This window comes from Ruegeria atlantica, from assembly GCF_013033965.1.
GTDB lineage: Bacteria > Pseudomonadota > Alphaproteobacteria > Rhodobacterales > Rhodobacteraceae > Ruegeria > Ruegeria atlantica_D.
The window spans coordinates 34,755-60,885 of record NZ_WQFE01000014.1 but is presented as its reverse complement, the minus strand read 5'-3'; the positions used below and the strand labels follow the sequence as shown (position 1 = coordinate 60,885).

The 26,131-nt window shown below is 58.4% G+C and carries 32 protein-coding genes; 18 read left to right on the top strand and 14 right to left on the bottom strand.

Translation table 11 applies throughout. The features are described 5' to 3' along the window. The first annotated feature begins 1 nt into the window (after window position 1). The 6 genes from GOW16_RS20330 to GOW16_RS20305 all read left to right on the top strand — a co-directional run bounded on the left by GOW16_RS20330 (window position 2) and on the right by GOW16_RS20305 (window position 4,651). Complete coding sequence (locus tag GOW16_RS20330) at window positions 2-760, top strand: F0F1 ATP synthase subunit A (protein WP_170419070.1); 759 nt, start codon at window positions 2-4, stop codon at window positions 758-760. Between the two features lie 48 nt (window positions 761-808). Then, on the top strand, window positions 809-1,033 hold the full coding sequence (locus GOW16_RS20325) for a F0F1 ATP synthase subunit C (RefSeq protein WP_005981269.1): 225 nt from the start codon (window positions 809-811) through the stop codon (window positions 1,031-1,033). Between the two features lie 86 nt (window positions 1,034-1,119). After that, on the top strand, window positions 1,120-1,671 hold the full coding sequence (locus tag GOW16_RS20320) for a F0F1 ATP synthase subunit B' (protein ID WP_170419068.1): 552 nt from the start codon (window positions 1,120-1,122) through the stop codon (window positions 1,669-1,671). Window positions 1,672-1,676: 5 nt separating this feature from the next. Next, window positions 1,677-2,237, top strand: a complete 561-nt coding sequence (locus GOW16_RS20315) for a F0F1 ATP synthase subunit B (RefSeq protein WP_170419066.1) — start codon at window positions 1,677-1,679, stop codon at window positions 2,235-2,237. Window positions 2,238-2,368: 131 nt separating this feature from the next. Then, window positions 2,369-3,304 (top strand): sugar transferase, encoded by a 936-nt coding sequence (locus tag GOW16_RS20310; RefSeq protein ID WP_170419064.1) that lies wholly within the window; start codon window positions 2,369-2,371, stop codon window positions 3,302-3,304. Between the two features lie 93 nt (window positions 3,305-3,397). Further along, entirely contained in the window at window positions 3,398-4,651 is a 1,254-nt protein-coding gene (locus GOW16_RS20305) for a glycosyltransferase (RefSeq protein WP_170419062.1), read from the top strand. Window positions 4,652-4,658: 7 nt separating this feature from the next. Here the strand turns inward: GOW16_RS20305 and GOW16_RS20300 are convergent, their stop codons facing one another. Then, the gene (locus GOW16_RS20300) at window positions 4,659-5,426 is read right to left on the bottom strand and encodes a FadR/GntR family transcriptional regulator (protein ID WP_170419060.1); all 768 of its coding nucleotides are present in this window, start codon (window positions 5,424-5,426) and stop codon (window positions 4,659-4,661) included. 152 nt (window positions 5,427-5,578) lie between these two features. Between GOW16_RS20300 and GOW16_RS20295 the strand changes: the two genes are divergently transcribed. The 5 genes from GOW16_RS20295 (at window position 5,579) to GOW16_RS20275 (ending at window position 12,213) form a co-directional block, all read left to right on the top strand. Then, complete coding sequence (locus GOW16_RS20295; RefSeq protein ID WP_170419058.1) at window positions 5,579-6,778, top strand: PLP-dependent aminotransferase family protein; 1,200 nt, start codon at window positions 5,579-5,581, stop codon at window positions 6,776-6,778. Between the two features lie 45 nt (window positions 6,779-6,823). Then, complete coding sequence (locus GOW16_RS20290) at window positions 6,824-7,231, top strand: hypothetical protein (protein WP_170419056.1); 408 nt, start codon at window positions 6,824-6,826, stop codon at window positions 7,229-7,231. 137 nt (window positions 7,232-7,368) lie between these two features. Continuing rightward, on the top strand, window positions 7,369-10,824 hold the full coding sequence (locus GOW16_RS20285) for a chromosome segregation SMC family protein (RefSeq protein WP_170419217.1): 3,456 nt from the start codon (window positions 7,369-7,371) through the stop codon (window positions 10,822-10,824). Between the two features lie 54 nt (window positions 10,825-10,878). After that, on the top strand, window positions 10,879-11,229 hold the full coding sequence (locus GOW16_RS20280; protein WP_170419054.1) for a hypothetical protein: 351 nt from the start codon (window positions 10,879-10,881) through the stop codon (window positions 11,227-11,229). Between the two features lie 186 nt (window positions 11,230-11,415). Beyond that, window positions 11,416-12,213: a class II glutamine amidotransferase gene (locus GOW16_RS20275; protein ID WP_170419052.1), complete on the top strand. Its 798-nt coding sequence runs from the start codon at window positions 11,416-11,418 to the stop codon at window positions 12,211-12,213. 52 nt (window positions 12,214-12,265) lie between these two features. Here the strand turns inward: GOW16_RS20275 and GOW16_RS20270 are convergent, their stop codons facing one another. From GOW16_RS20270 to GOW16_RS20260, 3 genes are read right to left on the bottom strand one after another with little or no spacing between them, the layout of a single operon-like run. After that, a complete protein-coding gene (locus GOW16_RS20270; RefSeq protein ID WP_170419050.1) occupies window positions 12,266-13,429 on the bottom strand; it encodes a lytic murein transglycosylase in 1,164 nt (387 codons plus the stop codon). 11 nt (window positions 13,430-13,440) lie between these two features. Continuing rightward, the gene (gene cbiB, locus GOW16_RS20265) at window positions 13,441-14,361 is read right to left on the bottom strand and encodes an adenosylcobinamide-phosphate synthase CbiB (RefSeq protein ID WP_170419048.1); all 921 of its coding nucleotides are present in this window, start codon (window positions 14,359-14,361) and stop codon (window positions 13,441-13,443) included. Next, window positions 14,358-15,323, bottom strand: a complete 966-nt coding sequence (locus tag GOW16_RS20260; RefSeq protein ID WP_170419046.1) for a threonine-phosphate decarboxylase — start codon at window positions 15,321-15,323, stop codon at window positions 14,358-14,360. The genes cbiB and GOW16_RS20260 overlap by 4 nt, the downstream gene beginning before the upstream one ends. Before the next feature lie 183 nt (window positions 15,324-15,506). On the opposite strand from GOW16_RS20260, the gene GOW16_RS20255 reads away from it, so the two are divergent. Continuing rightward, window positions 15,507-15,869 (top strand): response regulator transcription factor, encoded by a 363-nt coding sequence (locus GOW16_RS20255; RefSeq protein WP_170419044.1) that lies wholly within the window; start codon window positions 15,507-15,509, stop codon window positions 15,867-15,869. Here GOW16_RS20255 and GOW16_RS20250 read toward each other — a convergent pair. Next, window positions 15,851-16,840: a glutathione S-transferase family protein gene (locus GOW16_RS20250; protein ID WP_170419042.1), complete on the bottom strand. Its 990-nt coding sequence runs from the start codon at window positions 16,838-16,840 to the stop codon at window positions 15,851-15,853. The genes GOW16_RS20255 and GOW16_RS20250 overlap by 19 nt on opposite strands. A gap of 213 nt (window positions 16,841-17,053) precedes the next feature. On the opposite strand from GOW16_RS20250, the gene GOW16_RS20245 reads away from it, so the two are divergent. After that, window positions 17,054-17,407, top strand: a complete 354-nt coding sequence (locus tag GOW16_RS20245) for a hypothetical protein (protein ID WP_170419040.1) — start codon at window positions 17,054-17,056, stop codon at window positions 17,405-17,407. On the opposite strand, the gene GOW16_RS20240 is transcribed toward GOW16_RS20245, so the two are convergent. Both GOW16_RS20240 and GOW16_RS20235 read right to left on the bottom strand, forming a co-directional pair. Beyond that, window positions 17,404-17,931 carry a murein L,D-transpeptidase family protein gene (locus GOW16_RS20240; protein ID WP_368039945.1) on the bottom strand — a complete coding sequence of 176 codons (528 nt, stop codon included), beginning with the start codon at window positions 17,929-17,931 and terminating at the stop codon, window positions 17,404-17,406. The two genes, GOW16_RS20245 and GOW16_RS20240, sit on opposite strands and share 4 nt — an antisense overlap. 3 nt (window positions 17,932-17,934) lie before the next feature. Then, window positions 17,935-19,107, bottom strand: a complete 1,173-nt coding sequence (locus tag GOW16_RS20235) for a MalY/PatB family protein (protein ID WP_170419038.1) — start codon at window positions 19,105-19,107, stop codon at window positions 17,935-17,937. Between the two features lie 94 nt (window positions 19,108-19,201). On the opposite strand from GOW16_RS20235, the gene def (GOW16_RS20230) reads away from it, so the two are divergent. The 5 genes from def (GOW16_RS20230) to GOW16_RS20210 are packed head-to-tail and all read left to right on the top strand — an operon-like array spanning window position 19,202 to window position 21,609. Beyond that, window positions 19,202-19,720 carry a peptide deformylase gene (def, locus tag GOW16_RS20230; protein ID WP_170419036.1) on the top strand — a complete coding sequence of 173 codons (519 nt, stop codon included), beginning with the start codon at window positions 19,202-19,204 and terminating at the stop codon, window positions 19,718-19,720. After that, window positions 19,717-20,211 (top strand): peptide deformylase, encoded by a 495-nt coding sequence (gene def / locus GOW16_RS20225; protein ID WP_170419034.1) that lies wholly within the window; start codon window positions 19,717-19,719, stop codon window positions 20,209-20,211. Before def (GOW16_RS20230) ends, def (GOW16_RS20225) begins: the two co-directional genes overlap by 4 nt. Window positions 20,212-20,213: 2 nt before the next feature. Beyond that, window positions 20,214-21,128, top strand: coding sequence for a methionyl-tRNA formyltransferase (fmt, locus tag GOW16_RS20220; protein WP_170419032.1), 915 nt, complete (start codon window positions 20,214-20,216; stop codon window positions 21,126-21,128). Between the two features lie 6 nt (window positions 21,129-21,134). Further along, complete coding sequence (locus tag GOW16_RS20215; protein WP_170328331.1) at window positions 21,135-21,371, top strand: hypothetical protein; 237 nt, start codon at window positions 21,135-21,137, stop codon at window positions 21,369-21,371. Between the two features lies 1 nt (window position 21,372). Next, window positions 21,373-21,609: a GlsB/YeaQ/YmgE family stress response membrane protein gene (locus tag GOW16_RS20210; protein WP_170419030.1), complete on the top strand. Its 237-nt coding sequence runs from the start codon at window positions 21,373-21,375 to the stop codon at window positions 21,607-21,609. Between the two features lie 6 nt (window positions 21,610-21,615). Here the strand turns inward: GOW16_RS20210 and GOW16_RS20205 are convergent, their stop codons facing one another. From GOW16_RS20205 to GOW16_RS20175, 7 genes are all read right to left on the bottom strand, one after another. Beyond that, window positions 21,616-22,218: an alpha/beta hydrolase gene (locus tag GOW16_RS20205; protein ID WP_170419028.1), complete on the bottom strand. Its 603-nt coding sequence runs from the start codon at window positions 22,216-22,218 to the stop codon at window positions 21,616-21,618. A 54-nt stretch (window positions 22,219-22,272) separates the two neighbouring features. Beyond that, window positions 22,273-22,896 (bottom strand): trimeric intracellular cation channel family protein, encoded by a 624-nt coding sequence (locus tag GOW16_RS20200; RefSeq protein ID WP_170419026.1) that lies wholly within the window; start codon window positions 22,894-22,896, stop codon window positions 22,273-22,275. Next, window positions 22,893-23,360 (bottom strand): ribonuclease HI, encoded by a 468-nt coding sequence (gene rnhA, locus GOW16_RS20195; protein ID WP_170419024.1) that lies wholly within the window; start codon window positions 23,358-23,360, stop codon window positions 22,893-22,895. The genes GOW16_RS20200 and rnhA overlap by 4 nt, the downstream gene beginning before the upstream one ends. Further along, the gene (locus tag GOW16_RS20190) at window positions 23,353-23,940 is read right to left on the bottom strand and encodes a class I SAM-dependent methyltransferase (protein ID WP_368039944.1); all 588 of its coding nucleotides are present in this window, start codon (window positions 23,938-23,940) and stop codon (window positions 23,353-23,355) included. The genes rnhA and GOW16_RS20190 overlap by 8 nt, the downstream gene beginning before the upstream one ends. Continuing rightward, the gene (locus GOW16_RS20185) at window positions 23,937-24,389 is read right to left on the bottom strand and encodes a DUF3429 domain-containing protein (protein WP_170419020.1); all 453 of its coding nucleotides are present in this window, start codon (window positions 24,387-24,389) and stop codon (window positions 23,937-23,939) included. Before GOW16_RS20185 ends, GOW16_RS20190 begins: the two co-directional genes overlap by 4 nt. Next, window positions 24,386-25,336, bottom strand: a complete 951-nt coding sequence (gene ispH / locus GOW16_RS20180) for a 4-hydroxy-3-methylbut-2-enyl diphosphate reductase (protein WP_170419018.1) — start codon at window positions 25,334-25,336, stop codon at window positions 24,386-24,388. Before ispH ends, GOW16_RS20185 begins: the two co-directional genes overlap by 4 nt. 194 nt (window positions 25,337-25,530) lie before the next feature. Next, window positions 25,531-26,103 carry a LabA-like NYN domain-containing protein gene (locus tag GOW16_RS20175; protein ID WP_058278950.1) on the bottom strand — a complete coding sequence of 191 codons (573 nt, stop codon included), beginning with the start codon at window positions 26,101-26,103 and terminating at the stop codon, window positions 25,531-25,533. Window positions 26,104-26,131: the final 28 nt, after the last annotated feature.

The following is a 26,131-nucleotide window of genomic DNA, read 5'->3' as shown; positions in this document are numbered from 1 at the left end:
CGTGGCGACCGAGACCACCGCAGCAGAAGGCAGCAGCCTGGTATTCCACCCGATGGACCAGTTCATCGTCAAGCCGTTGTTCGGCGACGGTGCGATTGCATGGTATACGCCCACCAACGTGACACTTTGGATGTTCTTTGCGATTGTCGCAATCTTTGGTCTGCTGGTTCTCAGTACTTCGAAGCGCGCGATTGTCCCGACCCGGATGCAGTCGGTGGCCGAACTGGCCTATGGCTTCATCTATAAGATGCTGGAAGACATCTGCGGCAAGGAAGGCGTCAAGTACTTCCCCTATGTCATGACCCTGTTCATGTTCATCGTCTGCGCGAACTTCCTGGGCATGATCCCGACGTCGTTCACCACCACATCACATTTCGCCGTGACCATCCCGTTGGCGCTGGCTGTGTTCCTGACCGTGACCGTTCTGGGGTTCGTCAAGAACGGCGCCGCGTTTTTGGGTCTGTTCTGGGTGTCCAGCGCACCGCTGGCGCTGCGCCCTGTCCTGGCGATCATCGAGCTGATCTCGTACTTCGTGCGTCCGGTCAGCCACTCCATTCGTCTTGCCGGGAACGTCATGGCAGGCCACGCGGTTATCAAGGTGTTCGCAGGCTTTGCCGCGATTGCCGTGATCTCGCCCGTGTCCGTGCTGGCGATCACCGCAATGTATGGCCTCGAGGTCCTTGTGTCCTTCATTCAGGCCTACGTATTCACCATTCTGACCTGTGTTTATCTGAAAGATGCGCTGCATCCGTCGCACTAAGGTCTGATACCCCAACATCGAAACTTCCAATTCGTAAGGAGAAACATCATGGAAGGCGATCTCGCACACATCGGCGCAGGCCTGGCAGCAATCGGTTCCGGCGCAGCCGCAATCGGGGTAGGCAACGTTGCAGGCAACTTCCTGGCCGGCGCTCTGCGCAACCCTTCGGCGGCTGCTTCGCAGACCGCAACCCTGTTCATCGGTATCGCGTTCGCAGAAGCCCTGGGGATCTTCGCATTCCTGGTCTCGCTGCTGCTGATGTTCGCCGTCTAATCTGCGGAACCTGATCCTTACGCGCAGGTGGGTCCAAGCCATAGCGGCCCACCTGTTGTAAAGACAACGTTCCGACGGAGGACATCATGGCGACTGAACCCCTTGCCAAAGAAGTAGCTGGCACCTGCGTTGACTCTCATGGGTCGGCGATTGGTATGCCGCAGCTCTGCTTCGATTGGTTCCCCAACCAGATTTTCTGGCTGGTCATTACGCTGGTCGTCATCTTTCTGGTCCTGTCCCGCGTGGCTCTGCCCCGCATCGCGGCAATCCTGGCTGAACGTCAGGGGACCATTACAAATGACCTGGCTGCGGCCGAAGATCTGAAGGCCAAAGCGGTCGAGGCTGAAGAGGCCTATAACAAGGCGCTGGCCGATGCCCGTTCTGAGGCACAGCGTATCGCTGCCGAAGCACGTGCTGAAATCCAGTCTGGTCTGGATGATGCAATCGCCAAGGCGGATGCGGAAATCGCAGCAAAGGCGGCTGAATCGGAAAAGGCGATTGCCGAAATCCGTGCTGGTGCGCTGGAAAGCATTCAAGTGGTTGCCAAGGATACGGCTACCGAACTGGTCACCGCGCTGGGCGGCGAGGCGGATGCCAAAGCCATCGACAGTGCAATTGACGCGCAGATGAAAGGATAAGTGACATGCGGAACACTCTTGCCCTTATCCTGACCGTCGGCGCAGCCAGCCCGGCATTTGCCGCAAGCGGCCCGTTCTTCTCGCTTGGCAACACCGACTTTGTTGTCCTTCTGGGCTTCATCGTTTTCATCGCGGTCCTATTCTATTTCAAGGTCCCGGGCATGATCGGTGGAGCGTTGGACAACCGCGCCGAAGGCATCAAGTCCGAATTGGACGAAGCCCGCGCCCTGCACGAAGAAGCGCGCAGCCTGTTGGCCTCATACGAGCGCAAGCAGCGTGAAGTTCAAGCCCAGGCAGACGCCATCGTTGCAGCAGCAAAAGACGATGCCATTCTGGCAGCAGAACAGGCAAAGGCCGATCTGGAGCAATCCATCGCCCGCCGTCTGGCTGCGGCTCAGGACCAGATCGCGTCGGCAGAAGCTTCGGCTGTCAAAGAAGTCCGTGATCAGGCCATCACCGTTGCAGTTTCGGCTGCCAATGCGGTTCTGGCCAAGCAGATGACCGCGGCACAGGCGAACAAGCTGATCGACGCGTCCATTGCGGATGTTGGTGACAAGCTGCATTGATAGTTTCCAACGCCGTTTCGACAAAGAGTGACCCGAAGGCTGACTGCTTTCGGGTTTCTTTTTTTGGGGGACTGCTCTTGGCGATGTTTTTGACGTGAAATACCCTGCGCGAAACCCGACGGAGAGTTGCTATGATTGACACAGCGCCCGCGATTGCCGATCCAGCGCCGGTCTGCCTGTTCGCTTTCAACCGACCCGATCACACCGCGCGGACTTTGCGCGCGCTTGCGGCGTCGCCTTTGGCGGCACGCACCGATGTAATTGCATATCTCGATGGGCCTCGTTCGGCAGACGAAGCACTCGTGGTTGCGGAAACCCGTAAAGTGATTGAGGCGCAGACTGGCTTTGCCTCTCTTACATTGCATGCACGTGTTGATAATGCGGGTTTGGCCCGCTCGATTCAGGACGGCGTCACCGCTACGATGCAGTCTTACGGCAAGGCGATTGTCGTAGAAGATGACATTGTGACCTCACCCGCGTTTCTCACCTACATGAACCATGCGCTGGACCGATATCAAGATAACCCGCGCGTCTGGCATATCGCGGGATTCAACGAAGACCTTCCGCCCTTGTTGGATCGGCGTGGCGCGGTTTTCTGGCGTTTCATGAGCTGCTGGGGATGGGCCAGCTGGGCCGATCGCTGGCAGCATTTCGAACGCGACCCGAAAAAACTGGAGCAACAGCTTTCCGACGATGACATTTATCGGTTCAACCTGAACGGGGCGGAGGATTTATGGGGTCAGGTGCAAGGCAATTTGCGCGGTGACATTCGGACTTGGGCGATTTTCTGGTACGCGACAATTTTCAAGCAAGATGGCCTTTGTTTGTCCCCTTGCAGGTCTTTTGCCGAGAATATCGGTCTGGACGGGTCTGGTACCCATTGCGGACCATTGGATGAGGTTAAACCAAAAGATCTCTGCCATGACTTTGAGCTGCCATTTCCCGACGATATCGCCGAAGACAAGGTCGCGCTTGAGGCGCTGCGGGCGCATTTCAGCTATAGACCGAACCGTTTGACCCGTTTAAGACGCAAGATCAGAAGGCTAAGGAATAAACTTCTTGGGTGATTGGCGTCGTTTGAAAATGAGAATGTCACTTGACGACGAAAACCCAAAGGCTCTGACGAATGAACTTCGGACATTCTCACGAAATTCGTTCCAATGCGCGTAAACCATATCAGCCATAGCTATTCTGGCGGAGGTGCCGCCATCGCTGCCCGCAGGCTGCATCATGCCTTGCTGTCCAAAGGGACGGATTCGTACATGACCGTCGTCGATGGCCCGGACGAGGATCGGATCACAAAATTCGCGCCGCAGAAAACACTAAAGCGGCTTTGCCAGCGCGAATACGCACGTCATCTGCGAAAGAAATATGCAAGAAATCAGGTCAATGGGTTGGCATCTCTTGGTCTGGCAAGGTCGGGCCTGGCCGCGTATCTGAACAGCCAACCGTGGCAAATATTGAATTTGCACTGGGTGAATTCCGACATGATTTCGATTGCCGAAATCGGAGCGCTGAAACGTCCCGTGGTCTGGACGTTTCATGACATGTGGCCATTCTCGGGGGCCGAGCATGTGAGCGAGCTGGACAGATGGCGTGGCGGTTACATGTCATCCGAATTCCGTGGGTTTGACCTGAACCGCTGGGTCTGGAAAAGAAAAGCCGCACATTGGAAAAAACCATTTCAGATCGTTTGCCCCAGTAATTGGCTGGCTGACTGTGTGCGGCAAAGTGCATTGATGCGGGATTGGCCTGTCACCGTGATCCCCAACGCTATCGATACCGGTTTCTGGGCACCGGTCAAAAAGGCACAGGCGCGCGCCGATCTGTCACTGCCTCAGGAAATTCCGCTGGTGTTGTTTGGCGCCGTCCAAGCGACCCAAGATCCCAACAAAGGCTTTGCCCACCTCGTAGAAGCTATGCGGCGGGTGCATTCTGCCGTTCCAGATGTTCAGGCAGTTGTATTTGGCAGCGACAAAATCGACGCCGAGTTTCCTTATCCGGTCCATTTCATGGGGCGGATTAGCGACAACCGGGTGCTGAAGCGCATTTATTCGGCTGCAGATATCTTTGTATTGCCATCCCGGCGCGAGGTGCTGGGATATACTGGTGTCGAGGCCATGTGCTGTGGCGTTCCGGTCGCGGGCTTCAAAACCAGTGGGCTGTCGGATCTGGTTCCAAATCAACGCCTGGGGTATCTGGCGCGCCCATTCGAGGCGGAAGACCTCGCGCAAGGCATTATCTCGATCCTGCAGAACCGCCACAGTGAAACCGGGATGTCCATGTCAGGTGCCGCCCGGCAACATGCCGTGGACAGCTTTGCAGAGGCCGCAGTCGCAGGCCAATATCAGGCACTCTATGAAGAGATCGCTGGTAAAACTGAGGGTGGATTTGGCGCGACATCAGAGTGTTGACGCCTGCCTAATCTTTGGCCTCATGCATCAATTTTTGTCGGGCGATGTCTTCGTTGCGTTCGGCCTTCTTCCCGTCCCAAAGGCATTGTTCAACATAGGTTAAGTGCGCGTCGACGGCGGCGCGGGCCGCAACAGGGTCGCGGGCCTGCAGCGCTGTGTTGATGGCGCGGTGCTGGTCAAGGATGGCTTCGCGTGTTGTTTGCTGTCGGAACATTATCTGGCGATTGTAGAACACGCCCTGTCGCAACAGATCGAACATTGACCGCATCATGTGCAGCATCACCACATTGTGGCTGGCTTCGATGATCGCCATGTGGAACTGGGCGTCCAGCTGTGCTTCGTCCTCAGCCGCATTGCGTGTGTGGGCGGCCTCCATCTTGTCAAAGATCGTCTGAACCACCTTCAGATCGCTTTCTGACCCCAGACGAGCGGCGCGTTCAGCGGCCAATTCTTCCATGTCCCGACGGAATGAGAGGTAGTCGAACACCGCCTCGTCATGGCTGCCGAACAGTCTGATCAGCGCCGGGGAAAAAGCTGAACCCAAAACCTCGGCCACAAAGATGCCGGACCCTGCCTTGGCGGTTAGCAACCCTTGGCCTTGCAGTTCTGCAATCGCCTCGCGCAGGGAAGGTCGGGATACACCCAGCCGTTCGGCCAATTCGCGCTCGGCTGGCAGGCGTTCGCCGGGGCGTAAAATGCCACGCAGGATCAACAGTTCAATCTGGCGAACCACCGCGATCGAAAGCTTTTCGGTCTGGACTTTTTGAAAGGGCATGTGGGCGTCTATTAAATTGGTCAAATCATATGACCACGGATTGTGGCGCTGTTCAAGAACGGCGGATCACAGCGGTTGAAATATTAGGTCAGTATTGTTGACTTTTGTGATTGGCTGAATAGGCTGCGCCCATCTGAGAGCGGAGGAGGCTCATGTCTACGCACGAATTATTCGCCACGCGAGCATCCCGGATGAAAGCGTCCGAGATACGCGAATTGCTCAAGCTGCTGGATCAGCCTGGAATCATCACGTTCGCTGGCGGCATCCCCGATCCCGCGTTGTTTCCGGCCGAAGGGTTTTCCGCTGCGTTTCAGGCTGCATTGAGCCCGGAACAGCAGGCGCAGGCGCTGCAATACTCTGTCAGCGAAGGCTATGTGCCTTTGCGCGAATGGCTAGTCGATCACATGGCCACCAACGGAGTGGATTGCGGACTTGATAACATCCTGATCACCTCTGGCTCGCAGCAGGCACTGGATTATCTGGGCAAGCTTTACCTGTCTCCGGGCGATACCGCGTTGGTTGGATGGCCGACCTATCTGGGTGCGTTGGCTGCGTTCAACGCCTATGAGCCGCGCTTTGATCGGCTTGGCATCAATGGCAACCGCGGCGCGGCGGAATACGCGGCAGCTGCGGGTGAGGGCGCGGTCAAGTTCGCCTATCTCTCACCCGATTTCGCCAATCCGACCGGCGAGACCGTGGATTTACGCGGGCGGGAGGCTTTGCTGGATCTGGCGGACGAGTTGAACTGTGCAGTGATCGAAGACGGAGCCTATCAGGCGCTGCGATACGACGGTGACGCAATCCCTCCGGTTTTGGCGCTGGAATTGGCGCGCAAAGGATCAATTGAGGACTGTCGCACGATCTATTGTGGTAGTTTTTCGAAAACCCTGTCTCCGGGTTTGCGGGTTGGTTGGGTTGTGGCGGCAAAGCCTGTAATTGCGCAACTGGTCCTTATGAAACAGGCAGCCGATCTGCATTCAGCAACCATCAACCAGATGGCCATAGATCACGTGGCTCGGGCCTGCTTCGACACACACATTCCGATGTTGCGCCGGGTTTACAGTGTCCGCCGGGACGCCATGTTGCAGGCGTTGCAGGACCATATGCCCGATGGCGTGCAGTGGACCAAACCCGAGGGCGGTATGTTCGTATGGGTGACATTGCCGGTCGGTACAAATGGGGCCGAATTGTTGGCTCGGGCGCTGGAAACCGTCAAAGTCGCCTTTGTACCGGGCGGGGCTTTTTTTCCGGACGGAAGCGGGACCAACACGATCCGGTTGAGTTTCTCGAACTCGGATGAAGATACGATCCGTGAAGGAATTCGCCGCTTGGGTGAGGTTCTGAGCGCGTAACTGTTGGAAAGGTTTTGTTAACCTAAGTCGCTCAATGCTGAGGGCATGATCCGGTATCTGTCCCTCCTTGTGCTGGTCGCTTGCTCGGCTGGCACGCCCCACTTTCGTGATGCGCCCGCGACGCGCGTGGCCGTGAATGGCAGCGTATTTGACGTGCGCGTTCGGGGTGAGCTGGCCGAGGCTGTTCGGATCAACACGCAATACGCGCCGCGCCTGGGGCGCATCCGTGACCGGGCAGCGCTGGCGATGGCGCAGGTGTCAGGTTGCCCCATATTGGACGTGCTTGGCGATGCTGCGGTGACAGTCGGCGTCTTAGGCTGCGATCGGGACGCCGGAGAGCGTTTGTTGCTGACCGCAGTTTCAACGCCGAACTATGAATGTATCGACTTCGGCACATTTGAGGACGACAGCAACGATACCGGCTATCAGGTTTTCGAGTGCACGCCGTATTGAAATACGCGCTTTCTTGCGTATTTCGGCAAGATATTGTGGATAAGTTGGCTTGAAATCCCATATCCTGCGTTACTCCGTTGACTCAGCCCCAATGGGTTGCGCAGACTTCCAGATGTAGGAATCATGGATTGTCGCCTTTGCGTTTCAGCAAACTCAAACTCACCGGCTTCAAAAGCTTTGTAGATCCAACCGATCTGATCATCGCGGATGGGTTGACCGGTGTTGTGGGGCCAAACGGCTGCGGCAAGTCCAATCTTCTGGAAGCGTTGCGCTGGGTAATGGGTGAAAACCGCCCCAAATCCATGCGTGGCGGCGCGATGGAGGATGTGATCTTTGCCGGGGCCGCAACGCGACCGGCGCGAAACTTTGCCGAAGTCGTCCTGACCATGGACAACTCGGAACGGTTGGCTCCTTCAGGGTTCAATGACAGTGACCAGTTGGAAATCGTGCGCCGTATCACGCGCGATGTCGGCAGCGCTTATAAGACAAATGGTAAGGATGTTCGGGCGCGCGACGTTCAGATGCTGTTTGCCGATGCCTCAACCGGCGCGCATTCGCCGGCTCTTGTAGGGCAGAACCGCATTGCCGAACTGATCAACGCCAAGCCCCGTGCACGCCGCCGTATCTTGGAAGAGGCGGCGGGTATCTCGGGCCTTTATCAGCGCCGCCACGAGGCAGAGCTGAAGCTAAAGGGCACTGAATCCAACCTGACCCGTGTGGACGACGTGCTGGAGCAATTGGGCACCCAATTGGCTCAACTTGCGCGTCAGGCACGTCAGGCGGCGCGGTACCGTGAGATTGGCGAGCAGCTAAGGCAGGCCGAGGGGATGTTGCTCTATCGCCGCTGGAAAGAGGCTGACATGGCCCGCCAGCAAGCCGAAGACGTGCTGCGCGAGCGGATCACCGAAGCCTCCCGTGCTGAGGCCGAAGCGCGCGCAGCCAGCGCCAAGCGTTCGGAGATCGAGGAAACACTGCCGCCCTTGCGCGAAGAAGAGGCCATTGCCGCAGCAGTCTTGCAACGGCAGCAGGTACAACGTGATCAACTGACCGATCAGGAAACCCGCGCGCGCCAGACGATTGAGACACTGACCAACCGCATTCAGCAGTTGAGCAACGACATCGAGCGCGAAACCGGCCTGAACCGGGACGCGGGCCAGATGATTGAGCGTCTGGAATGGGAAGCGCGCGAACTGGCCAAAGCGGCCGAAGGGCATGACGATAAGGTGGCCGAAGCCGCCGAAATCGCCCGCGAAGCCGCATCTGTGTTGCAGGACCGCGAAGATCACCTGTCACAGGAAACCGAAGATATGGCGCGTCTTGTCGCGCGTCACCAATCAGCCCAGCGTTTGGTTGAAGACAGCCGCAAGACGCTGGCCCGGTCCGAGGGTGAGGAAAAGAAAGCCCGTGCTGCGGTGGACGAAGCCCGTGGTGCATTGACCCGCGCCAGTGAAGCGTATGAAGAAGCGCAGGACGGTGAGGAAGAGGCGCGCGAGGCTGCTGAGGCTGCGGAAGAAGCGCTAGCCGCAGCTGACGAATTGCGCAATGAAACGCAGGCACGAGAAGCCGAGGCACGCGCTCAGCGGTCCGAGGCCGAGGGTGAACTGGGCGCGATCCGGGCCGAGACATCCGCTCTGGCCAAGCTGGTCGAACGGGATACGGCCGAAGGTGGGCAGGTTTTGGATCTGCTGCGCGTTGAGCCTGGCTATGAAAAGGCGCTTGGGGCGGCGCTGGCTGACGATTTGCGCGCGCCATTGGTTGAGGGCGACGGGCCGTCAGGCTGGGTGCAGGTCGCGGGCTATGATGCGGATCAACCGCTGCCCGATGGGGCCGAACCATTGGCGCTGCATGTTTCCGGCCCGGATCGACTGAGCCGCAGGATCGCTCAGATCGGGTTGGTTGATGCGGATCAGGGTGCGCGACTGCAAGCCTCGTTGAAGCCAGGGCAGAGGCTGGTATCGCGTTCGGGTGACCTGTGGCGCTGGGATGGGTTCCGGGCTTGGGCCGAAGATGCCCCAAGCGCGGCAGCTTTGCGGTTGGAACAGCTCAACAAGCTTGAGGCACTGAAACAGGAGCTCACCCGCACCGAGGCGCAGGCCGATGGTGCCCGCGCCGCGCATGAGGCGCTGTCGCAGCAACTGGCGGACGTTACTGAGGCAGACCGCCGTGCCCGCGAAGCCCGTCGCGCTGCGGATCAGCGGATGGCGGAAACCGCGCGCCGGTTGAGTCGGGCCGAAGCCGACCGCAATTTGGCGCAGGGCAAGCTGGAAACGCTGACCCTTGCGGTCGACCGGCACAAGGACGATGCTATGTCCGCCCGCGCGCAACTGCGCGAGGCCGAGGGTGCGCTGTCCGGCCTGGGTGATGTCGACAGCGCGCGTGCGCAGGTCGAGGATATCAAGCAGACGGTCGAGGCCGCGCGGATCACGATGCTGACCCACCGCTCATCCCATGATGAGCTGCGCCGCGAAGGCGAGGCACGGACCCGGCGAGCTCAGGAAGTGACAAAGGACCTCAGCGGGTGGCGGCACCGGCTAGAGTCGGCAGAAAAGCGCATCTCAGAACTGGTCGAGCGCAAGGAAAGCTCTGAGGAAGAGCTGTCCGAGGCGATGGCCGCCCCGGGTGAAATCGCCGAAGCCCGCGAAGAACTGAATGAGCTGATCGAAACCGCCGAGGCGCGCCGCGCCGAGGCCGCCGACAAGCTTGCAACGGCTGAAACTCAGCAGCGCGAGGTTGTGCTGGCCGAACGTGAGGCCGAGCGTTTGGCGTCGGAAGCCCGCGAAACCCGCGCAGCGGCCGAGGCACGCTGTGATGCGGCTAAGGAAAGTGTGGTCGCGGCTGCGGAACGCATCGCCGAGGATCAGCAACTGACGCCGAACCAGTTGCTCAACCAGTTGGACGTGAACCCCGATCAGATGCCCGCAGCAGATGCGCTGGAGGCGGAAGTGAACCGCCACAAGCGTCAACGCGACGCAATGGGTGCAGTGAACCTGCGGGCCGAAGAAGACAGCAAAGAAGTTCAGGAAGAGTTTGACACACTGAATAGCGAAAAGGCGGATCTGGAAGAGGCGATCAAGGCCCTGCGCAGCGGCATAGCCAGCCTCAACCGTGAAGGGCGCGAACGTCTGTTGACAGCGTTTGAGCAGGTGAATTCGAACTTCGCCATGCTGTTCAAGCACCTGTTTGGCGGTGGCGAGGCCAATCTGGTCATGGTCGAAAGCGACGATCCGCTGGATGCCGGCCTGGAAATCATGTGCCAGCCACCGGGCAAAAAGCTCTCGACTCTCAGCCTGCTATCGGGTGGCGAACAGACCCTGACGGCAACCGCGCTGATCTTTGGCGTGTTCCTCGCCAACCCCGCACCGATCTGTGTGCTGGATGAGGTCGATGCACCGCTGGATGACGCCAACGTCACCCGTTTCTGTGATTTGCTGGACGAGATGTGCCGCCAGACGGACACACGATTCCTGATCATTACCCACCATGCTGTGACCATGGCACGGATGGATCGGTTGTTTGGTGTGACCATGCAGGAGCAGGGCGTCAGCCAGTTGGTTTCGGTCGATCTGAAAAAAGCCGAACAGATGGTCGCCTGATCGTTCACTGCAACGTTATGCCTCAATCGCCGGGTTGCGGGTTAAGGTGGCGGTATGACCCGATATTTGATCCTTGCTCTGATGACTGCCAGCCCGGTTGCGGCTGCGGAATGGCCCACAAAACCAGGCGATGTCCGGCTTTCACCCGAAGAGCTGGATGCCTTGGCGGGTCGAACTCTGACATTTTATGACGACGGCCAGTCCAAGTTTTCAGCCGGTGGGGCCTATTCCTTTACCTATGCAAGCGGGGAGTCTGCATTCGGGACATATTCTATTGCCGATGACGGCAGTGTCTGCATCGCCTATCGAAACGGATTCAGCCGCTGCGATCTCTATGTACACAGCGGCGAGCGTTTGATCCTGATTGACGAGAAGGGTAACAGATATCCGGTCCGGCCTGAGTGAGTTTGGTTGCTGTCTTGGCGATTAGGTATCGGATCCTTGTAAGAGAACCGAGTTGATTTTCGGTTTGTGTTATTTGTGTTGTCATTTGATCGAAACATCAGCGATTTCCTGAGAAGAACGGTGAATTTTCTTGTCTTGCTCGGTGGTATGCTCTCAAAAATATTTCGCAATTTAAGGGGCTGGCAGATGTGCCGATTTTTGGCTTGGGCAGGCGCAAAGCGATATCTGGACGAATTGGTTCTGAATCAGGAGCAATCGCTTGTTATTCAAAGCCGAAATGCCCTGATCGGCAAAACCCCGATCAACGCGGATGGCTTTGGCCTTGCATGGTATTCCGAGCGTGAGACGCCTTGTTTTTACAAAGATACCAACCCGGCGTGGTCGGATGCCAACCTGAAACAGCTCACGCATCACACCCGGTCGCATCTCTTTCTGGCCCATGTGCGGGCATCGACGGGCACCGCGACCTCACGGAACAACTGCCACCCGTTTGGTGTTGGAAAATGGAGCTTTATGCATAATGGGCAGGCCGGCGGGCATGACCGCATCCGGCAGGAGCTGGACGGGATGATACCGCCCGACCTCTACAGTCACCGACTTGGTGCAACAGAAAGCGAAGCTATTTTTCTGATTGCGCATGGCGAAGGTTTGGGTGCCGATCCGGTGGGTGCAATGGAGCGCGCAGTTCAGCGTGTCGAAGATTTGTCGCGGCGCCGGGGGACGATGCCGTATCTTCGCTTTGCGGCCTGTTGGTCGGACGGCGATCGCCTGTTTGCCGCCCGATATGCCTCGGATCGTTTTGCCCCAAGCCTTCACTACAAGGCGTGCAAGGATGGGTTCATTATTTCGTCCGAACCGCTGGACGCGAATAGCGGCGAATGGACCGAAATCCCCGCCAATACGGCGATTGAAACGCGGGGAGAGGCGCTGACGTCACACGCGTTTGAACCAAACGCGCCGCGTCACCACGCCGAGGTTGCGTAATTCTTTGCTGTTGCGTGAAGATGCGCCCCGTCCGTGCGGGACGCCTTGGGGCTCATAGTTGGTTGAGCAGATCAGCTGTTGGCCATGCATCCGCAGGCAGGCCCAGCCGTGCCTGTTCGGCCTGAACAGCGGCGCGCGTTCCCGCACCGAGAATGCCGTCGATTTTGCCGACATCATGACCGCGCGCTTGCAGCTTTTTCTGCAACTGCTTCATTTGCGCGCCCGATAGTCCTTGTGCCGGATTACCCGCGTCATAGATTTGCCCGCCTTCTAACCGAGTGCCAAAATATGCGGCGGTCAGGACATAGACAAAGCTCTGGTTCCATTCGAAATAGACATCAAAATTTGGGTAGGCAAGAAAGGCCGGACCTTTGTGGCCTTGCGGCAGGATCAGTGAGGCGGGCAGGTTGGCCAATGATCCGCTGCGTGCCTGAACGCCCATCGCCTGCCATTCAGACACCGGTCGGGACTTGCCGGGGCCGGACAGGGACCAATCCATTTGGGCCGGCACACTCACCTCTTGCAGCCAGGGTTCACCTGGACGCCAGCCCAGATGCGACAGCATTTTGCCGCCCGACATCAACGCATCAGGGGCCGAGGTTTTCAACGAGACCTTTCCGTTCCCGTCCCCGTCCACGCCATTTTCCAGAATGTCGCGGGGCAGCATTTGCACCATGCCGATCTCACCTGCCCAGGCACCGGTCGTGCGGTTGGGATCAAAGTTTCCTTGGCTGTAAAGCTCGATGGCGGCGAAAACCTGCGGTCGGAACAGTTCGGGCCTGCGGCAGTCATGCGCCAGGGTGACCAGGGCGTTCCGGGTGTTGAAGTCTCCTTGTACCGCACCGTAGTCGGTCTCGAACGCCCAGAAAGCCAGCAAGACACCGCGCGACACGCCATATTCGCTCTCGATCCGGTCAAACACCGCGTCGTATTTTCGGGACATGGAATTGCCCCTATCAATCCGGTTTTGTGAGATCAGGCGGCGCGAGAAGTCGATAAACGGTTTCTGGAACACGCCCTGCGCCCGATCTGCCTTTAGAACCGCGCCGTCTTGTTGAACACCTTTGAAAAAGCTGCTCACGGTGGATTTGTCGAACCCTTGTTGAACGGCTTCGGCTTTTAGACCCTTAACAAAGGAATTGAAGCCGCCGCCACATTGGGCCAAGGCAGGTGAGGCGAGCAGGGTGGCGGCAAGGATGCCCGAGAGTAAACGCATTTTAGGGTCCGTCAGAAAATGAAGCTGACCCCAACCCACACCGACACGAGGCCCAGTGCAAGCCCCCAAACCCGCCAAAGCATGTCACATGCGCGGAAAACCTCCGGCGCGCCGATGTCGCGTCGCGCATCACCATTGACCCAGGCCAGATCGCGGACCTGACCATCATAGCTGCGCGGCCCGGCAAGGGCGACATTCAAGGCGCGTGCCATGGCGGCCTCGGGCCAACCGGCGTTGGGTGAGATATGGCGGCGTGCATCCGCGACCATTTCTGGCCAGCGCGCCCATTGACCGGATAGCGCCACGATCATCACGCAGGTCAGACGCGCGGGGATGAGGTTCAACACATCGTCCAGACGCGCCGCGGCCCAGCCGAAGTCGCGGTACTTTTCCGACCGGTAACCGATCATGCTATCGGCGGTATTGACCGCCTTGTAGATCAGAATCCCCGGCAGGCCCGCAACCAGAAACCAAAACGCGGGCGCAATTATACCGTCGCTGAGATTTTCAGCAGCGCTCTCAATCGCAGATCGCGCGACCTGCGCCTCGGTCATGTCCCGCGTATCTCGCGAAACGATCATGGCGACTTTGGCGCGGCCCTCGGTTAAGGAGGTGCGCAGTCCGTCACCAACATCGCGGACATGGGTCACCAGTGACTTCTGTGCCAGCAGAATTGCGGCAAGGATGATCTCGATCACCGGCCCAAACAGGGTCAGCGCGCGGCCCAGAATCACTGCGCCAAAGATCAGCAGCAGCACGATGGCCACGCCTTTCAAGCGCCTATTCGTTCCGCGGTTCAGGCGCTGGTCCAGCCAGCCGATGGCGGTTCCAATGATCACTGCCGGATGACGAATGCGCGACCAGAGCCAATCTGGCTCTCCAAGCGCCGCGTCCAGACACATGGCGCAAACCAGCAGAAAAGCTGTGCTCACAACGCGGCCTCAAGCTGACGCCACCCGTCTGCGGGCGGCAAGCCAAGGCGCAGATAGGTGTTTGAGTAGGGGAATATACGGCTCCAAATATGGGCGCGGGCCAGTTTGGCCTGCCAAGCGGCGGCATCGTCGACGTCATAAAGGCGGAACAATGTGGTGCCGCCGACCAGTTCTGCACCTTTGCCCGTGACGAGCCCGTCCAGCCGATCTGCCGCATCCGCCAATTGCCGACGGGTCTCCTTGGCCCAGTCTGTGTCCTGCAGCGCCTGTTCCCCGATCCGAAGGGCAGGGCCCGAGACGGACCACGGGCCGGTCAGATCGTTCAGCTTTGAGATCAGGTCAGGGCGGCCAATCGCAAATCCCAGTCGTAACCCGGCCAAACCCCAGAACTTGCCGAAACTTTTCAACACGATCACACCGGGCTGCTCAGCCAGATGAATTAGGGATGCGTCGGGGCAAACGTCACAAAAGCTCTCGTCAATCACGGTCATCGGGGCGTTAGCATCTTCCACGCTCCAGATGCGACCGTCCGGGTTGTTGGGATGCACGATGACGCGCGCCTCGGCCGGGCCATCAGGTTGAACTTTCCAGCCTTGCGCGGAAAATGCCGCCGCGTGTTCGTTGTATGTGGGCGCGGTGATCTGTACCCGACCCGTCGTCGCAAGCGCGGGTATGCGCGCAATCACTGCCGATGCGCCGGGCGCTGGCAGAATCTCGGCACCGGCTGGCACGGACCAGAATTGGCGTGCTGCCGCAGACAACCGTTCGAACGCGCCGTGATCGGGCAACGCGGTCCAGTCCGACTGGGTCAGTCCTGAAACAGGATAGGGGTGCAGGTTGATCCCGGTTGACAGATCCAACCAGGAGTCGCGCGCGCCACCGAACCGGGCGATGGCACCGTCCAGCCCGCCGCCATGATCGCGCGCGGCACGGGGGTTCAAATCTGCGTTTGGGCTTGCCATCGGTGTTCTCGCCGGAATTGCGTGTTTGCGCCTGCTTCAAGCGGATTTTTGCCGCTTATACAAGCAAATCCGCGTGATCGGCCCGGTTGACCGGCATCGTTAACACTTTGTTAAGGAATAAGCGTGATCACAAACCACGGGGGTCGGCACCACACACTCTACCAAGTGCCGAGGTTGTTGCAAATGAAAGTACTGATTGTTGAGAGTAACCCCGACCTTGGTCGGGTCTGGAAAAGGCATCTGGAACGGCAAGGCGCCGAAGTGACGCTTGTTGCCGGGCAAGAGGCTGCGATCCTTGCCCTGTACGGCACGGATTTCGATATCATCGTGTTGGATCTGGTTCTGGAAACCGGCAGTGCCTTGGCTGTGGCCGATTTCGCCAGCTATCGCCGCCCCGAGGCGCGTGTGATCTTTGTCACCAACACCACCTTCTTTTCGGACGGGTCGATCTTTGCCCACAGCCCAAACGCCTGCGCTTATGTGCAAAGCGGAACGCCGCCAGAGGATCTGGCGGCGATGGTGGAACACTACGCGGCTGGTCGCTGACCGCGCTCGTGGGGTTCCATGTAATCCAAAACCGGGTTCGTGGGGATAATCCGATGTGGATTGATGCTCTCGTGGCTATAGTGGTAGTGGCGCACGATGTGCCGCATGTTCACCGTCGATGCGACACCCGGCCATTGATATAGCTCGCGGGTGTAGGCCCACAGGTTCGGATAATCGACCAGACGCCGCCGGTTGCATTTGAAATGCAAGTGGTAAACAGGGTCGAACCGGATCAGGGTGGTGAACAGCCGCCAGTCGGCCTCGGTCAGGCGATCGCCCATCAGATAGCGGTTTGAAGCCAAACGCTCATCCAGCCAGTCCAGTGTTTCAAACAGCGGATCCACGGCGGCGTCATAGGCCTGTTGACTTGTGGCAAAGCCGGATTTGTAGACGCCGTTGTTGACGTCGGAATAGATGCGCGCATTCACCTCTTCGATGTCATCGCGCATCTCTTCGGGCCAATAATCGTCGGTATTGCCTGTGATCCCGTCAAAGGCCGAATTGAACATGCGGATGATTTCCGAGCTTTCGTTCGAGACGATCGTTTGCTGTTCCTTATCCCACAGGATCGGAACTGTGACACGACCTGAATAGGTAGGGTCGGCTTTGGTGTAGATCTGGTGGGCAAAGCCCAGACCATACAGGGTGTCCCCGGTTGCCCCATTGTCATCAGCTTCAAACGTCCACCCCTTATCCAGCATGTCGGGATGCACGACCGAGACCGAGATATGATCCCGCAACCCTTTCAGTTCCCGGAAAATTAGAGTGCGGTGCGCCCATGGGCAGGCGTGGCTGACATACAGGTGGTAGCGTCCGGTTTCGGCGTTGAACCCGCCCTTACCCGAAGGCCCGGCGCCGCCGTCAGCCGTCAGCCAATTGCGAAACTGTGCGGCGCTGCGTTTGAACGCGCCGCCGGTGGATTTGGTATCATACCAGGTGTTGTGCCATTTGCCGTCGACCAACAGGCCCATCTTTCATGCCCTCCGAAGTACCGTTTCGCAAAACATAGGCGGTCGAGCAGGGCGTTCCTATGCGAGGGCGCGCGCACTCTGCCTGCGCACACGCACAGGTTGGATTGGGATTTCTGTGCAACAGATTGAATTCCCGCAACGGACTGTGATCAGGTTCACTGGATTTTTACAGTTTTCGCATCACAATAGAGTACTCTGCCGGGGGAAATTTTTATGAGTACATATGTTTCAAAGGAAATTACTGCCGAACTAGACGCGGCTCGAATCGCGGGTCTGAAAAAGACCAGCCGCCTGCGCGTCGAAATTGGCGACAATAGCTACAAAATTCTTCGATTGTGGAAAGATGGTTTTACAGTTGAGGCCGAAACTACGCCGCAACTGCGCGGACTTGTGGATATCTACGATGGTGCCAATCACCTGTACCAGTGCCTTATCATCGCGGACGAAGATGAAGCGGGCGAGATGCGGTACGAGTTCAAGCGCAGCACCGCTGCCGCCGACAAGGCTCCGCTGGACTTCTACCGCGCGCCGGATGCGCCGATTGCTCTTCTGGGGCATGAGGACTAAGGGCGAATTTCCACGACCACGCCATTTGGCGTAAGGCTCCAGAGACGGGCCATCTCGGAATTCGAAATCGCAATACAGCCAGCGGTCCAGTCTCCGGGCAGGCTGAGGCCTGTGACACCATTTGGCTGGCCGTGGATGAAGATATCACCGCCCGGATCGACACCTTGAGCCCGGGCGCGATCGATATCTTCCGGCAAGGGATAACTGATCCCCAGTGACAGGTAAAAGGCGCTCTGCGGATTTCGACGATCAATCTTGAAAATCCCGACCGGTGTTTTGCCGTCACCTTCCTGTTGTTTGTCTCCAATGGGTTCGAATCCCAGCGCCACATCCGCCTGCAAAATGACTGCGCCGTCCAACGTTGCGGTCAGTCGGCGGGCGGATTTTTCGATCAGGATGTGATCAATCTGCGTGGCTTCGGGGGCCATGGGCGGGGTAGGTGGGCGCGGGCCAAAACGATGCCACCCGAACCACGCCGAAGCCGTCAGAACAACAAGCAGTAATATGATTGCGACACGCCGCACGCGTTACTGCAGATCGGCAAACGCCTGTTTGAGCCGGTTGCACGCTTCTTCGACCCGCGAGCGTTGAGTGGCCAGGTTAAACCGTTCGAAAGTCTCACCACCTGCGCCGAAACCGGGGCCTGCGGACGTGGCGATCTTTGCGTCTTCGCGCAGTCGCCGAACAAACTCGTCATGATTCATACCGGTGCCCGAGAAATCGACCCAGGCCAGATACGTCGCCTGCAGGGGCATGGACCATAATCCGGGGATCTCGGCGATAGCTGTGTCAAAGACCTTGCGGTTGCCTGCAAGGTGCGCGACCTGCTCATCGACCCATGCGGCGCCTTCAGGTGAATAGGCGGCGGTGATCATTGCCACACCCAGCGCGCTGGGATCATAGTCCAGCGTCTGAATACGGTGGCGCATGGCTGCGCGCAGCTTAGGATCCGGGATGATCATGTTGCCTGTGCGCTGGCCCGCGATATTGAACGTCTTGGACGCCGCTGTCAGGGATACGGTCCATGGCCGTGCGTCCGGATCAGCCACATCCATCGGCACAAACGTATTTCCGGGATAAACCAGATCGTGGTGGATCTCGTCCGAGACCAATATCAACCCGTTGCGTTCGGCGAATGCGGCCACGGCGCGCAGTTCATCCGGTGTCCACACGCGGCCCGAGGGGTTTTGCGGCGAGCACCACAACAACAGCTTTTCCGAACCGTCCAGACGCGATTGGGCATCTTCTAGATCCAGGCCATACGTGTCGCCCTGCCGCACCAGCGGGCATTCCACCACACGGCGGCCCGATTTGTTCACCTTGTGCGCAAACTCATGATAGACGGGGCTAAAGATAACGACCCCGTCATCCGGTTCGCTCCAGACATCCAGACAAAGGGCAATTGCATTGCCCAGCCCCTGTGAGGTCAGCACCCAATCGGTGTCGATGTCCCAGTTGTGGCGGTTCTTCATCCACCACTGGACCGATGCCAGATAGTCCGGGTGCATCCACGAATATCCAAAGACCCCGTGATCGGCCGCTTTGCGAACCGCATCAATCACGCAAGGTGCTGTCGGGTAATCGGAATCCGCCGTCCACATGGCCAGCCCGTCCTGCGGCGCTACGCCGTAGAGCTGTTCCATCTTGTCCCATTTTGAACTGTTGGTTCCCCGGCGGTCGATCAGGTCGTTGAAAGTCATGTCTTCTCCATCTGTCGAGACGAAAGCTAGCCACAATTCCGGCAGGTGCAAGGGGGGCGTTGCGGCGGGGGGCGGGATGGCCTAAATCAACCCCATGAAACGCAATATCCTGATCCATCCCGATCCCCGCCTGAAAAAGGTCTGTGCACCTGTTGCAGACCTTACGGACGAGCTGCGCAAGCTGGCCGATGACATGCTGGAGACGATGTATGATGCGCCCGGCGTTGGCCTCGCCGCGCCCCAAATTGGTGTGCTTGACCGATTGATCGTGCTGGACTGCGTTAAGGAAGAAGGCGAAGCGCCCCGTCCGCTGATCATGTTCAACCCCGAGGTCATCGCCTCGTCCGATGAGACCAGTGTCTATGAGGAAGGTTGCCTGTCAATCCCCGAGCAATTTGCCGAAGTGACCCGCCCCAAGGTGGTTGACGTCACGTGGATGGACCGGGATGGCAACTTGCAGCAGGAAACATTCGACGGCCTTTGGGCGACCTGTGTTCAGCATGAGATTGATCACCTGAATGGCAAGCTGTTCATCGACTATCTGAAGCCGTTGAAGCGCCAGATGATTACGCGCAAAATGCAGAAACTGAAACGCGAGCAGGCCCGCGCATGACCGTTCGCACCTGCCTGCCATGGCCTGACAAACGCCTGCGGACCAAGGTCGAGGACGTTGCAGAGATTACCGACGAAATCCGTGCGATCTGGGACGACATGATCGACACGATGGAGGCGATGCCCGGTGTCGGCCTTGCCGCACCGCAGATCGGGGTCATGTTGCGGCTGGCTGTGGTGGATGGTTCGACCGAGCGTGGCAAGGCGGTGCGTCTGGCCAACCCGGAAATCCTCCACAGCTCGATCGAACTGCGCGAACATGACGAGGCCAGCCCAAATCTGCCCGGTGTCTCGGCCACGGTGAAACGTCCGCGTGCTGTGACGGTAAAGTTCCTGAATGAACAGGGCATGGTGGATCGCCGCGACTTTGTAGGGATTGAGGCCACCAGTGTGCAGCACCAGATCGACCATCTGAACGGGAAGATGTATTTTGATCGGCTCAGCAAGGTCAAACGGGACATGCTGCTGCGCAAAGCCAAAAAGCAGGGGTAAAGATGCGCGTTGTTTTCATGGGTACGCCCGACTTTTCGGTTCCGGTATTGGATGCGCTGGTCGAGGCGGGGCATGAGATCGTCGCTGTATACTGTCAGCCTCCGCGGCCGGCTGGGCGCGGTAAAAAAGATCGCCCGACGCCGGTTCACGCAAGGGCCGCGTCGTTGGGTCTGACCGTCCGCCACCCGGTCTCTTTGAAGTCGACTGAAGAACAGGATGCCTTTGAGGCGCTGAATGCGGATGTTGCCGTCGTGGTGGCCTATGGCCTGATCCTTCCGCAACCCATTCTGGACGCGCCAAAGCAGGGTTGTCTGAATATCCACGCCAGCCTGCTGCCGCGCTGGCGCGGGGCGGCCCCGATTCATCGCGCAATCATGTCCGGCGACGCGCAAACCGGTATTTGCATCATGCAAATGGAGGCCGGGTTGGACACCGGCCCGGTCCTGTTACGCGAGGCGACGGATATCGGGATCGAGGAAACAACTGACCAATTGCATGACCGCCTGTCGCTGATGGGGGCTAAACTGATCGTTGAGGCGCTTCGCGACCTGTCGGATTTGAAGCCGGAACCCCAACCCGAAATTGGTGTTACCTATGCCGCCAAGATCGATAAATCCGAGGCGCGGATCGACTGGTTCCAACCTGCGATTGAGGTTGATCGGCAAATCCGCGGGCTGTCCCCATTCCCCGGTGCCTGGACAGAGATTGACGGGAACCGCGTGAAACTGCTGGCGTCGCGTCTGGCCGAGGGGCAAGGTGTTCCCGGCGAAGTTCTGGACGATGCTTTGACAGTGGCTTGTGGCGAGGGTGCCGTTGATTTGTTGCGCTTGCAACGGGCGGGTAAAGGCGCGCAGGATAAGGAAACCTTTCTGCGGGGCTGGCCGATCCCGGCTGGTAGCCGCCTGTTTTCGGAGTAGCGCCATATGTTCATGGTCTTGATGGGCACCGTCGTGATCGCCGGGATTGTTGGCTACCTGTCTGAAAAGACTGGCTTTACGCACAACGGATATTTGCCATCCATCATCATCTGTGTTGGCGGAGCATTTCTATTCTATTTTGTACGTATTATGTTCGGTATCAGCTTTGGCCCGCCGGGTCTGAACGCCGTAATTTCATCCATCGGTGCGCTGATCATCGTGCCAACCCATTGGAGGAAGTGACGTGCCTGTCATCGCCCTGATCGTCATCGGAGCCGCTGCAGGGTTTCTGGCCACCCGTCTGATGCGGATCGAAGCCAACATTCCCACGACCATGCTGATCGGTATCATCGGTGCGCTGGTGGGTGGGTTCCTGTTGCGAGCCCTGATCACCGTCGCCGGCTGGCTGTCTGGCTTTGTCGGTGCAGTTCTGGGTGCGCTTCTGGTGATCTGGATATGGCAAACATATCTGCGGCGTTGATGGCGGCTAACGCTCCTCGCAAATCACGGTTGATCCCAGCGATTTCGACTTGCGCGTTGCCAAATTGAATCGATTTGCTTCCTCTGCCGACATCCAGTGCATGCCATCTTCGGGGGCGGCATCAAGAGTGAACCAGTAAAAGGCCGGGTCGACACCAATATCCTCGAAATAGTTGAGATAGCGATCATGCTCCGGGTGGTCTTCGGGCAGGTTGGCCGCGACATATCCGCCGCCACCCCAGCTATGGACCCCGACACATGCGCCAGGTTCCAGAGTGCGCCGATTGCCCGCCAGAAACAGATCGGTGCCGCCTGAGGCGACCAAACCGTCTGAGGGTACCACTGTGTCGAACCCTTCGGCCCGTACAACGCGGCTGAAAACTACATTGGCATCATCATCGACCGAGCCTTCGATGTTCTGCAGAACAAGTGTCTTGATCCCGGGGTTTGCCGCAGTGATTTCCTCAAATGCGCTGAGTGTCGTGTGATCAATAGCCCCTGAAACAATAATTTCGTCTCCTTGCGCCACGAAGCTGACAGGGTCGTATTGCTCTGCACACGCACCAAGAAGAACCAATGAGGGGACAATCAAGAGAAGAGTTGATTTCATTTCAGATCTCACATCTGTGGTGGAGGAAGTGCTGACCGCGCTTTTTGCACCCGTTTACTGCCTTGGCGGGCGTGCTTTGTATACCGGAAGCCGCCAGCCAAATACCAGCGATCCCGCCCGCAGCGACCAGCAGATCAGAGCGCAGGCGGCCAAGGTGGGCAACTCGTCCAATCCAAGACGGGTCGCGATCACGGCGGCAAAAGCCCCGATAAACGCGCAAGAGACGTAGAGCTCGCCCTGTTTGAGAACCAGCGGGACCTCGTTGCAGACCACGTCGCGCATCAGGCCGCCCAGGCAGCCCGTGGTGACGCCCATCAGAACTACGATTACGCTGGATTGGTTCAGCGACAGGGCTGCGCCTGTGCCCGCAGCCACGGCAATGGAAAGGGCGAAACTGTCCAGCCAGACCAGCAGATTATATCGGCTTTCAACCAAATGAGCGGTGAAAAACACGAGAACGGCTGCCGCAGCGGCTATCAGGATGTAGTCTGGCTGGCCGACCCAGAACACCGGATGCCGGTCCAGCAGCAGGTCGCGGACCGTGCCGCCACCCACGGCTGTCAAGCAGGCGATAAAGGCAAATCCTACCAGATCAAGCTGCGCCCGGCTGGCTACCAAAGCGCCCGTAAGAGCGAAAACCAAAACCGAGGCATAATCGAGCAGTGCAAGACCGCTCACGCCTGCGCCTTCTTTGGCTTGAAAGGGGCCATGCCCGCGCGCGCCAGCTCATCGGCTTTTTCGTTTTCGGGGTGGCCTGCATGACCTTTGACCCATTCCCAGGTCACATCATGGCGCGCCTGTGCCTCGTCCAGTCGTTGCCACAGATCGACATTCTTGACCGGTTTCTTGTTCGAAGTCTTCCAACCGTTGCGCTTCCAGCCGAATATCCAGCCGGTCACGCCATTCTTCACATAGGCACTGTCGGTCACCACAGTGATCTTTGAGGGTCGCTCCAGCGTTTCAAGCGCGCTGATCGCGGCTAGCAATTCCATGCGGTTGTTGGTGGTCTCGGCCTCGCCGCCGTTCAGCTCGCGTTCTTTCAGGATCTTTTCGCCGTCCATCGCACGCATCAGCACGCCCCAACCGCCCGGGCCGGGATTGCCCGAACAGGCACCGTCGGTATAAGCAAACAAATCAGGCATGGGCGATCACCAGAATAAACCCGTCATAAGACCCGGCCAGACCTTTACCCACACCGGTTGTGATCCGGTCGATTGTGAACCCTGCCTCGGCCAGCGCCTCTTCGATCTCGGTCTGTGAGAAATAGGTGTAATAGCGATCAATGCCGTCGCGGTGTTCACCTGTTCCCAGCTTCAGGCCGAGAAAAAAGGCACCCTCGGGCTTCAACGCCCGGTGAATGGCCGCCAAATGGCGCGGGAAATCCTCGCGCGGGGCATGCAGCAGCGAAAAGCTGGCATAGATGCCGTCATACTCGGCCGTTTCGGTCACATCATCAAATGTGCCAAGATGCGCATCCACGCCGTTTTCGCGCGCGTGATCCACAAAAGCCGGCGTCGCGTCCAATGCCCGAACCCGCAGCCCTTCGCGCAGGAAGAACATACTGTCCGCCCCGGGGCCTGAGCCGAGGTCCAGCACATAGCCTCCCGGCACAACCGCCTCGGCAAAGGCCATACGGGCTTCGATCTGTTCAGGCGGCAAGGGGACGCTGAGGTACTCGGCCACGCGCGTGGTGTAGGCGTCAATTGTCTTGCGGTCGGTCACAGATACACTCCTACGGCAAGGCATAACAAGACGATGACGGTCAGCAAAACACGTAGCCTCAGCCACCATGTCGGGGTCAACCGCCAATAGGTAAACATCGCGTCCAGCATCAATAGACCGGCGAAGCCATACATCAGGTTGATGCCCGCCTCGACGGGCCCGCCGCCGGTCATGAAGAAGGCCCACAGCGCCGGAAGGACCGACAGCGCATAGCAAGTTGCCGCCTTGCTGCCCGATGTCTTGGTGGCGAACCCCCACAGAACGCCAGACATGAAGCTAAGGATCACCGAGCCGTAGAACAGCTGAACATATGGTCCGACAAAGCGTGATCCAAGTTCCTGTCGGCCCCAGTCCTGCAGGTCGCTACTCAGGTAGGTCAGAGCACCCCAAACAAACGGGATCAGCCCCACCAGCCCAAGGAAAAGCGGAGCCTTGGGGATACCTCTCATCCGGCTTGCCTCAGAACGCGGGGCACTTTGAATTCAACGTTTTCAACGGCGGTTTCGACCAGTTCGACCGTCACGTCATAGTGTGCGTTGAATGCGTCAATCACTTCATTCACCAGAACTTCGGGTGCGGATGCGCCAGCGGTGATCGCGATGGTTGAGATGCCTTCCAGCGCCCGCCAGTCAATATCACCCGCACGCTGTACGAGTTGGGCATAGTTGCATCCGGCGCGCGCGGCAACCTCGACCAGACGGCGTGAGTTCGACGAGTTTGGAGCGCCCACCACAAGCAGAGCATCCGATTTGGGCGCTACGGCCTTGACGGCCTCTTGCCGGTTGGTAGTGGCATAACAGATGTCTTCTTTGTGCGGGCCGACGATGGCCGGGAACCGTGCTTGAAGCGCTGCAATAATATCCTTGGTGTCATCGACCGAAAGTGTGGTCTGAGTGACAAAGGCCAGCTTTTCGGGATTGCGCACCTGAACTGCAGCCACGTCACTGACAGTTTCAACCAGCAGCACTTCGCCATCAGGCAACTGGCCCATGGTGCCGACGGTTTCCGGATGGCCCTTGTGCCCGATCATGATCATCTGCAACCCCGCTTCGGCATGGCGCTGTGCCTCGACATGGACCTTGGAGACCAGCGGGCAGGTGGCATCGACATAGATCATCTCACGCTGAGCCGCCGACGCAGGGACGGATTTCGGTACGCCATGCGCGGAAAAAATAACGGGTCGGTCGTCAGGACACTCATCCAGTTCCTCGACAAAAACCGCACCCTTTTCGCGCAGGCCATCGACCACAAACTTGTTGTGCACGATTTCGTGCCGCACATAGACCGGAGCACCCCATTTTTGCAGCGCCATTTCGACAATCTTGATCGCCCGGTCGACACCGGCGCAGAACCCGCGCGGTGCGGCGAGGTAAAGAGTGAGGGGCGGCTTGGTCATGTCTTGGTCTCCATAAGTCACAGGTAGGTCTTTTCCCGGCCATGGTCCAGACAGGACGTTGTCATTGATCTGACATGAAACACTGCTAGCCAGTCGGTGTTTCATAACCTGTCCTTAGTTAAAGAAGCGCGGCCAGGTTAACAAAACCTGACCGCGCCAATTTCGTCCCCCCGGGGCCAGAAAACAGCCCGATATTACTGACCACCCGCAGCGACGCTGCGTGGCTCCATCGGCATTTCCCGCGGGGGCCGCCCGATCACGTCGCGCAGGTCTTCAAGTTCGATAAAGTTGTCGGCCTGGCGGCGCAGCTCGTCCGAGATCATCGGCGGCTGGCTGCGGATGGTCGAAACCACCGAAACGCGGACACCCTGACGCTGCAGGCTGGCAATCAGCGGACGGAAATCTCCATCGCCCGAAAACAGCACGATATGATCCACGCGCGGAGCCAATTCCATGGCGTCGACAGTCAGTTCGATGTCCATGTTTCCTTTGACTTTCCGACGCCCCATGCTGTCGGTGTATTCCTTGGCCGGTTTTGTCACCATGGTGAAGCCGTTGTAGTGCAGCCAGTCAACCAGGGGACGGATCGGCGAATACTCGTCGTTTTCCAATAGCGCTGTGTAGTAAAAAGCCCGAAGCATCTTGCCGCGGCGCATGAACTCCTGGCGCAGCAATTTGTAGTCGATGTCAAACCCCAGTGCTTTTGCGGCTGCATAAAGATTCGAGCCGTCGATGAACAGCGCTAGCCGTTCGTCTTTATAGAACATAAATAGGTCCTTCCGGTATAATACAGAG

Excerpts from the sequence above, each read along its gene's own strand:
- GOW16_RS20300 (WP_170419060.1), bottom strand. The coding sequence starts at position 5,426 with ATGCCCTTTCAAAAAGTCCAGACCGAAAAGCTTTCGATCGCGGTGGTT.
- GOW16_RS20310 (WP_170419064.1), top strand. The coding sequence starts at position 2,369 with ATGATTGACACAGCGCCCGCGATTGCCGATCCAGCGCCGGTCTGCCTG.
- GOW16_RS20315 (WP_170419066.1), top strand. The coding sequence starts at position 1,677 with ATGCGGAACACTCTTGCCCTTATCCTGACCGTCGGCGCAGCCAGCCCG.
- GOW16_RS20250 (WP_170419042.1), bottom strand. The coding sequence starts at position 16,840 with ATGGGCCTGTTGGTCGACGGCAAATGGCACAACACCTGGTATGATACC.
- fmt (WP_170419032.1), top strand. The coding sequence starts at position 20,214 with ATGCGCGTTGTTTTCATGGGTACGCCCGACTTTTCGGTTCCGGTATTG.
- GOW16_RS20255 (WP_170419044.1), top strand. The coding sequence starts at position 15,507 with ATGAAAGTACTGATTGTTGAGAGTAACCCCGACCTTGGTCGGGTCTGG.
- GOW16_RS20235 (WP_170419038.1), bottom strand. The coding sequence starts at position 19,107 with ATGACTTTCAACGACCTGATCGACCGCCGGGGAACCAACAGTTCAAAA.
- GOW16_RS20275 (WP_170419052.1), top strand. The coding sequence starts at position 11,416 with ATGTGCCGATTTTTGGCTTGGGCAGGCGCAAAGCGATATCTGGACGAA.
- rnhA (WP_170419024.1), bottom strand. The coding sequence starts at position 23,360 with ATGCCTGATTTGTTTGCTTATACCGACGGTGCCTGTTCGGGCAATCCC.
- GOW16_RS20295 (WP_170419058.1), top strand. The coding sequence starts at position 5,579 with ATGTCTACGCACGAATTATTCGCCACGCGAGCATCCCGGATGAAAGCG.
- GOW16_RS20280 (WP_170419054.1), top strand. The coding sequence starts at position 10,879 with ATGACCCGATATTTGATCCTTGCTCTGATGACTGCCAGCCCGGTTGCG.
- GOW16_RS20215 (WP_170328331.1), top strand. The coding sequence starts at position 21,135 with ATGTTCATGGTCTTGATGGGCACCGTCGTGATCGCCGGGATTGTTGGC.
- GOW16_RS20205 (WP_170419028.1), bottom strand. The coding sequence starts at position 22,218 with ATGAAATCAACTCTTCTCTTGATTGTCCCCTCATTGGTTCTTCTTGGT.
- def (WP_170419034.1), top strand. The coding sequence starts at position 19,717 with ATGACCGTTCGCACCTGCCTGCCATGGCCTGACAAACGCCTGCGGACC.
- GOW16_RS20320 (WP_170419068.1), top strand. The coding sequence starts at position 1,120 with ATGGCGACTGAACCCCTTGCCAAAGAAGTAGCTGGCACCTGCGTTGAC.
- def (WP_170419036.1), top strand. The coding sequence starts at position 19,202 with ATGAAACGCAATATCCTGATCCATCCCGATCCCCGCCTGAAAAAGGTC.
- GOW16_RS20325 (WP_005981269.1), top strand. The coding sequence starts at position 809 with ATGGAAGGCGATCTCGCACACATCGGCGCAGGCCTGGCAGCAATCGGT.
- GOW16_RS20185 (WP_170419020.1), bottom strand. The coding sequence starts at position 24,389 with ATGAGAGGTATCCCCAAGGCTCCGCTTTTCCTTGGGCTGGTGGGGCTG.
- GOW16_RS20260 (WP_170419046.1), bottom strand. The coding sequence starts at position 15,323 with ATGGCAAGCCCAAACGCAGATTTGAACCCCCGTGCCGCGCGCGATCAT.
- GOW16_RS20245 (WP_170419040.1), top strand. The coding sequence starts at position 17,054 with ATGAGTACATATGTTTCAAAGGAAATTACTGCCGAACTAGACGCGGCT.
- GOW16_RS20290 (WP_170419056.1), top strand. The coding sequence starts at position 6,824 with ATGATCCGGTATCTGTCCCTCCTTGTGCTGGTCGCTTGCTCGGCTGGC.
- GOW16_RS20270 (WP_170419050.1), bottom strand. The coding sequence starts at position 13,429 with ATGCGTTTACTCTCGGGCATCCTTGCCGCCACCCTGCTCGCCTCACCT.
- GOW16_RS20305 (WP_170419062.1), top strand. The coding sequence starts at position 3,398 with ATGCGCGTAAACCATATCAGCCATAGCTATTCTGGCGGAGGTGCCGCC.
- GOW16_RS20175 (WP_058278950.1), bottom strand. The coding sequence starts at position 26,103 with ATGTTCTATAAAGACGAACGGCTAGCGCTGTTCATCGACGGCTCGAAT.
- ispH (WP_170419018.1), bottom strand. The coding sequence starts at position 25,336 with ATGACCAAGCCGCCCCTCACTCTTTACCTCGCCGCACCGCGCGGGTTC.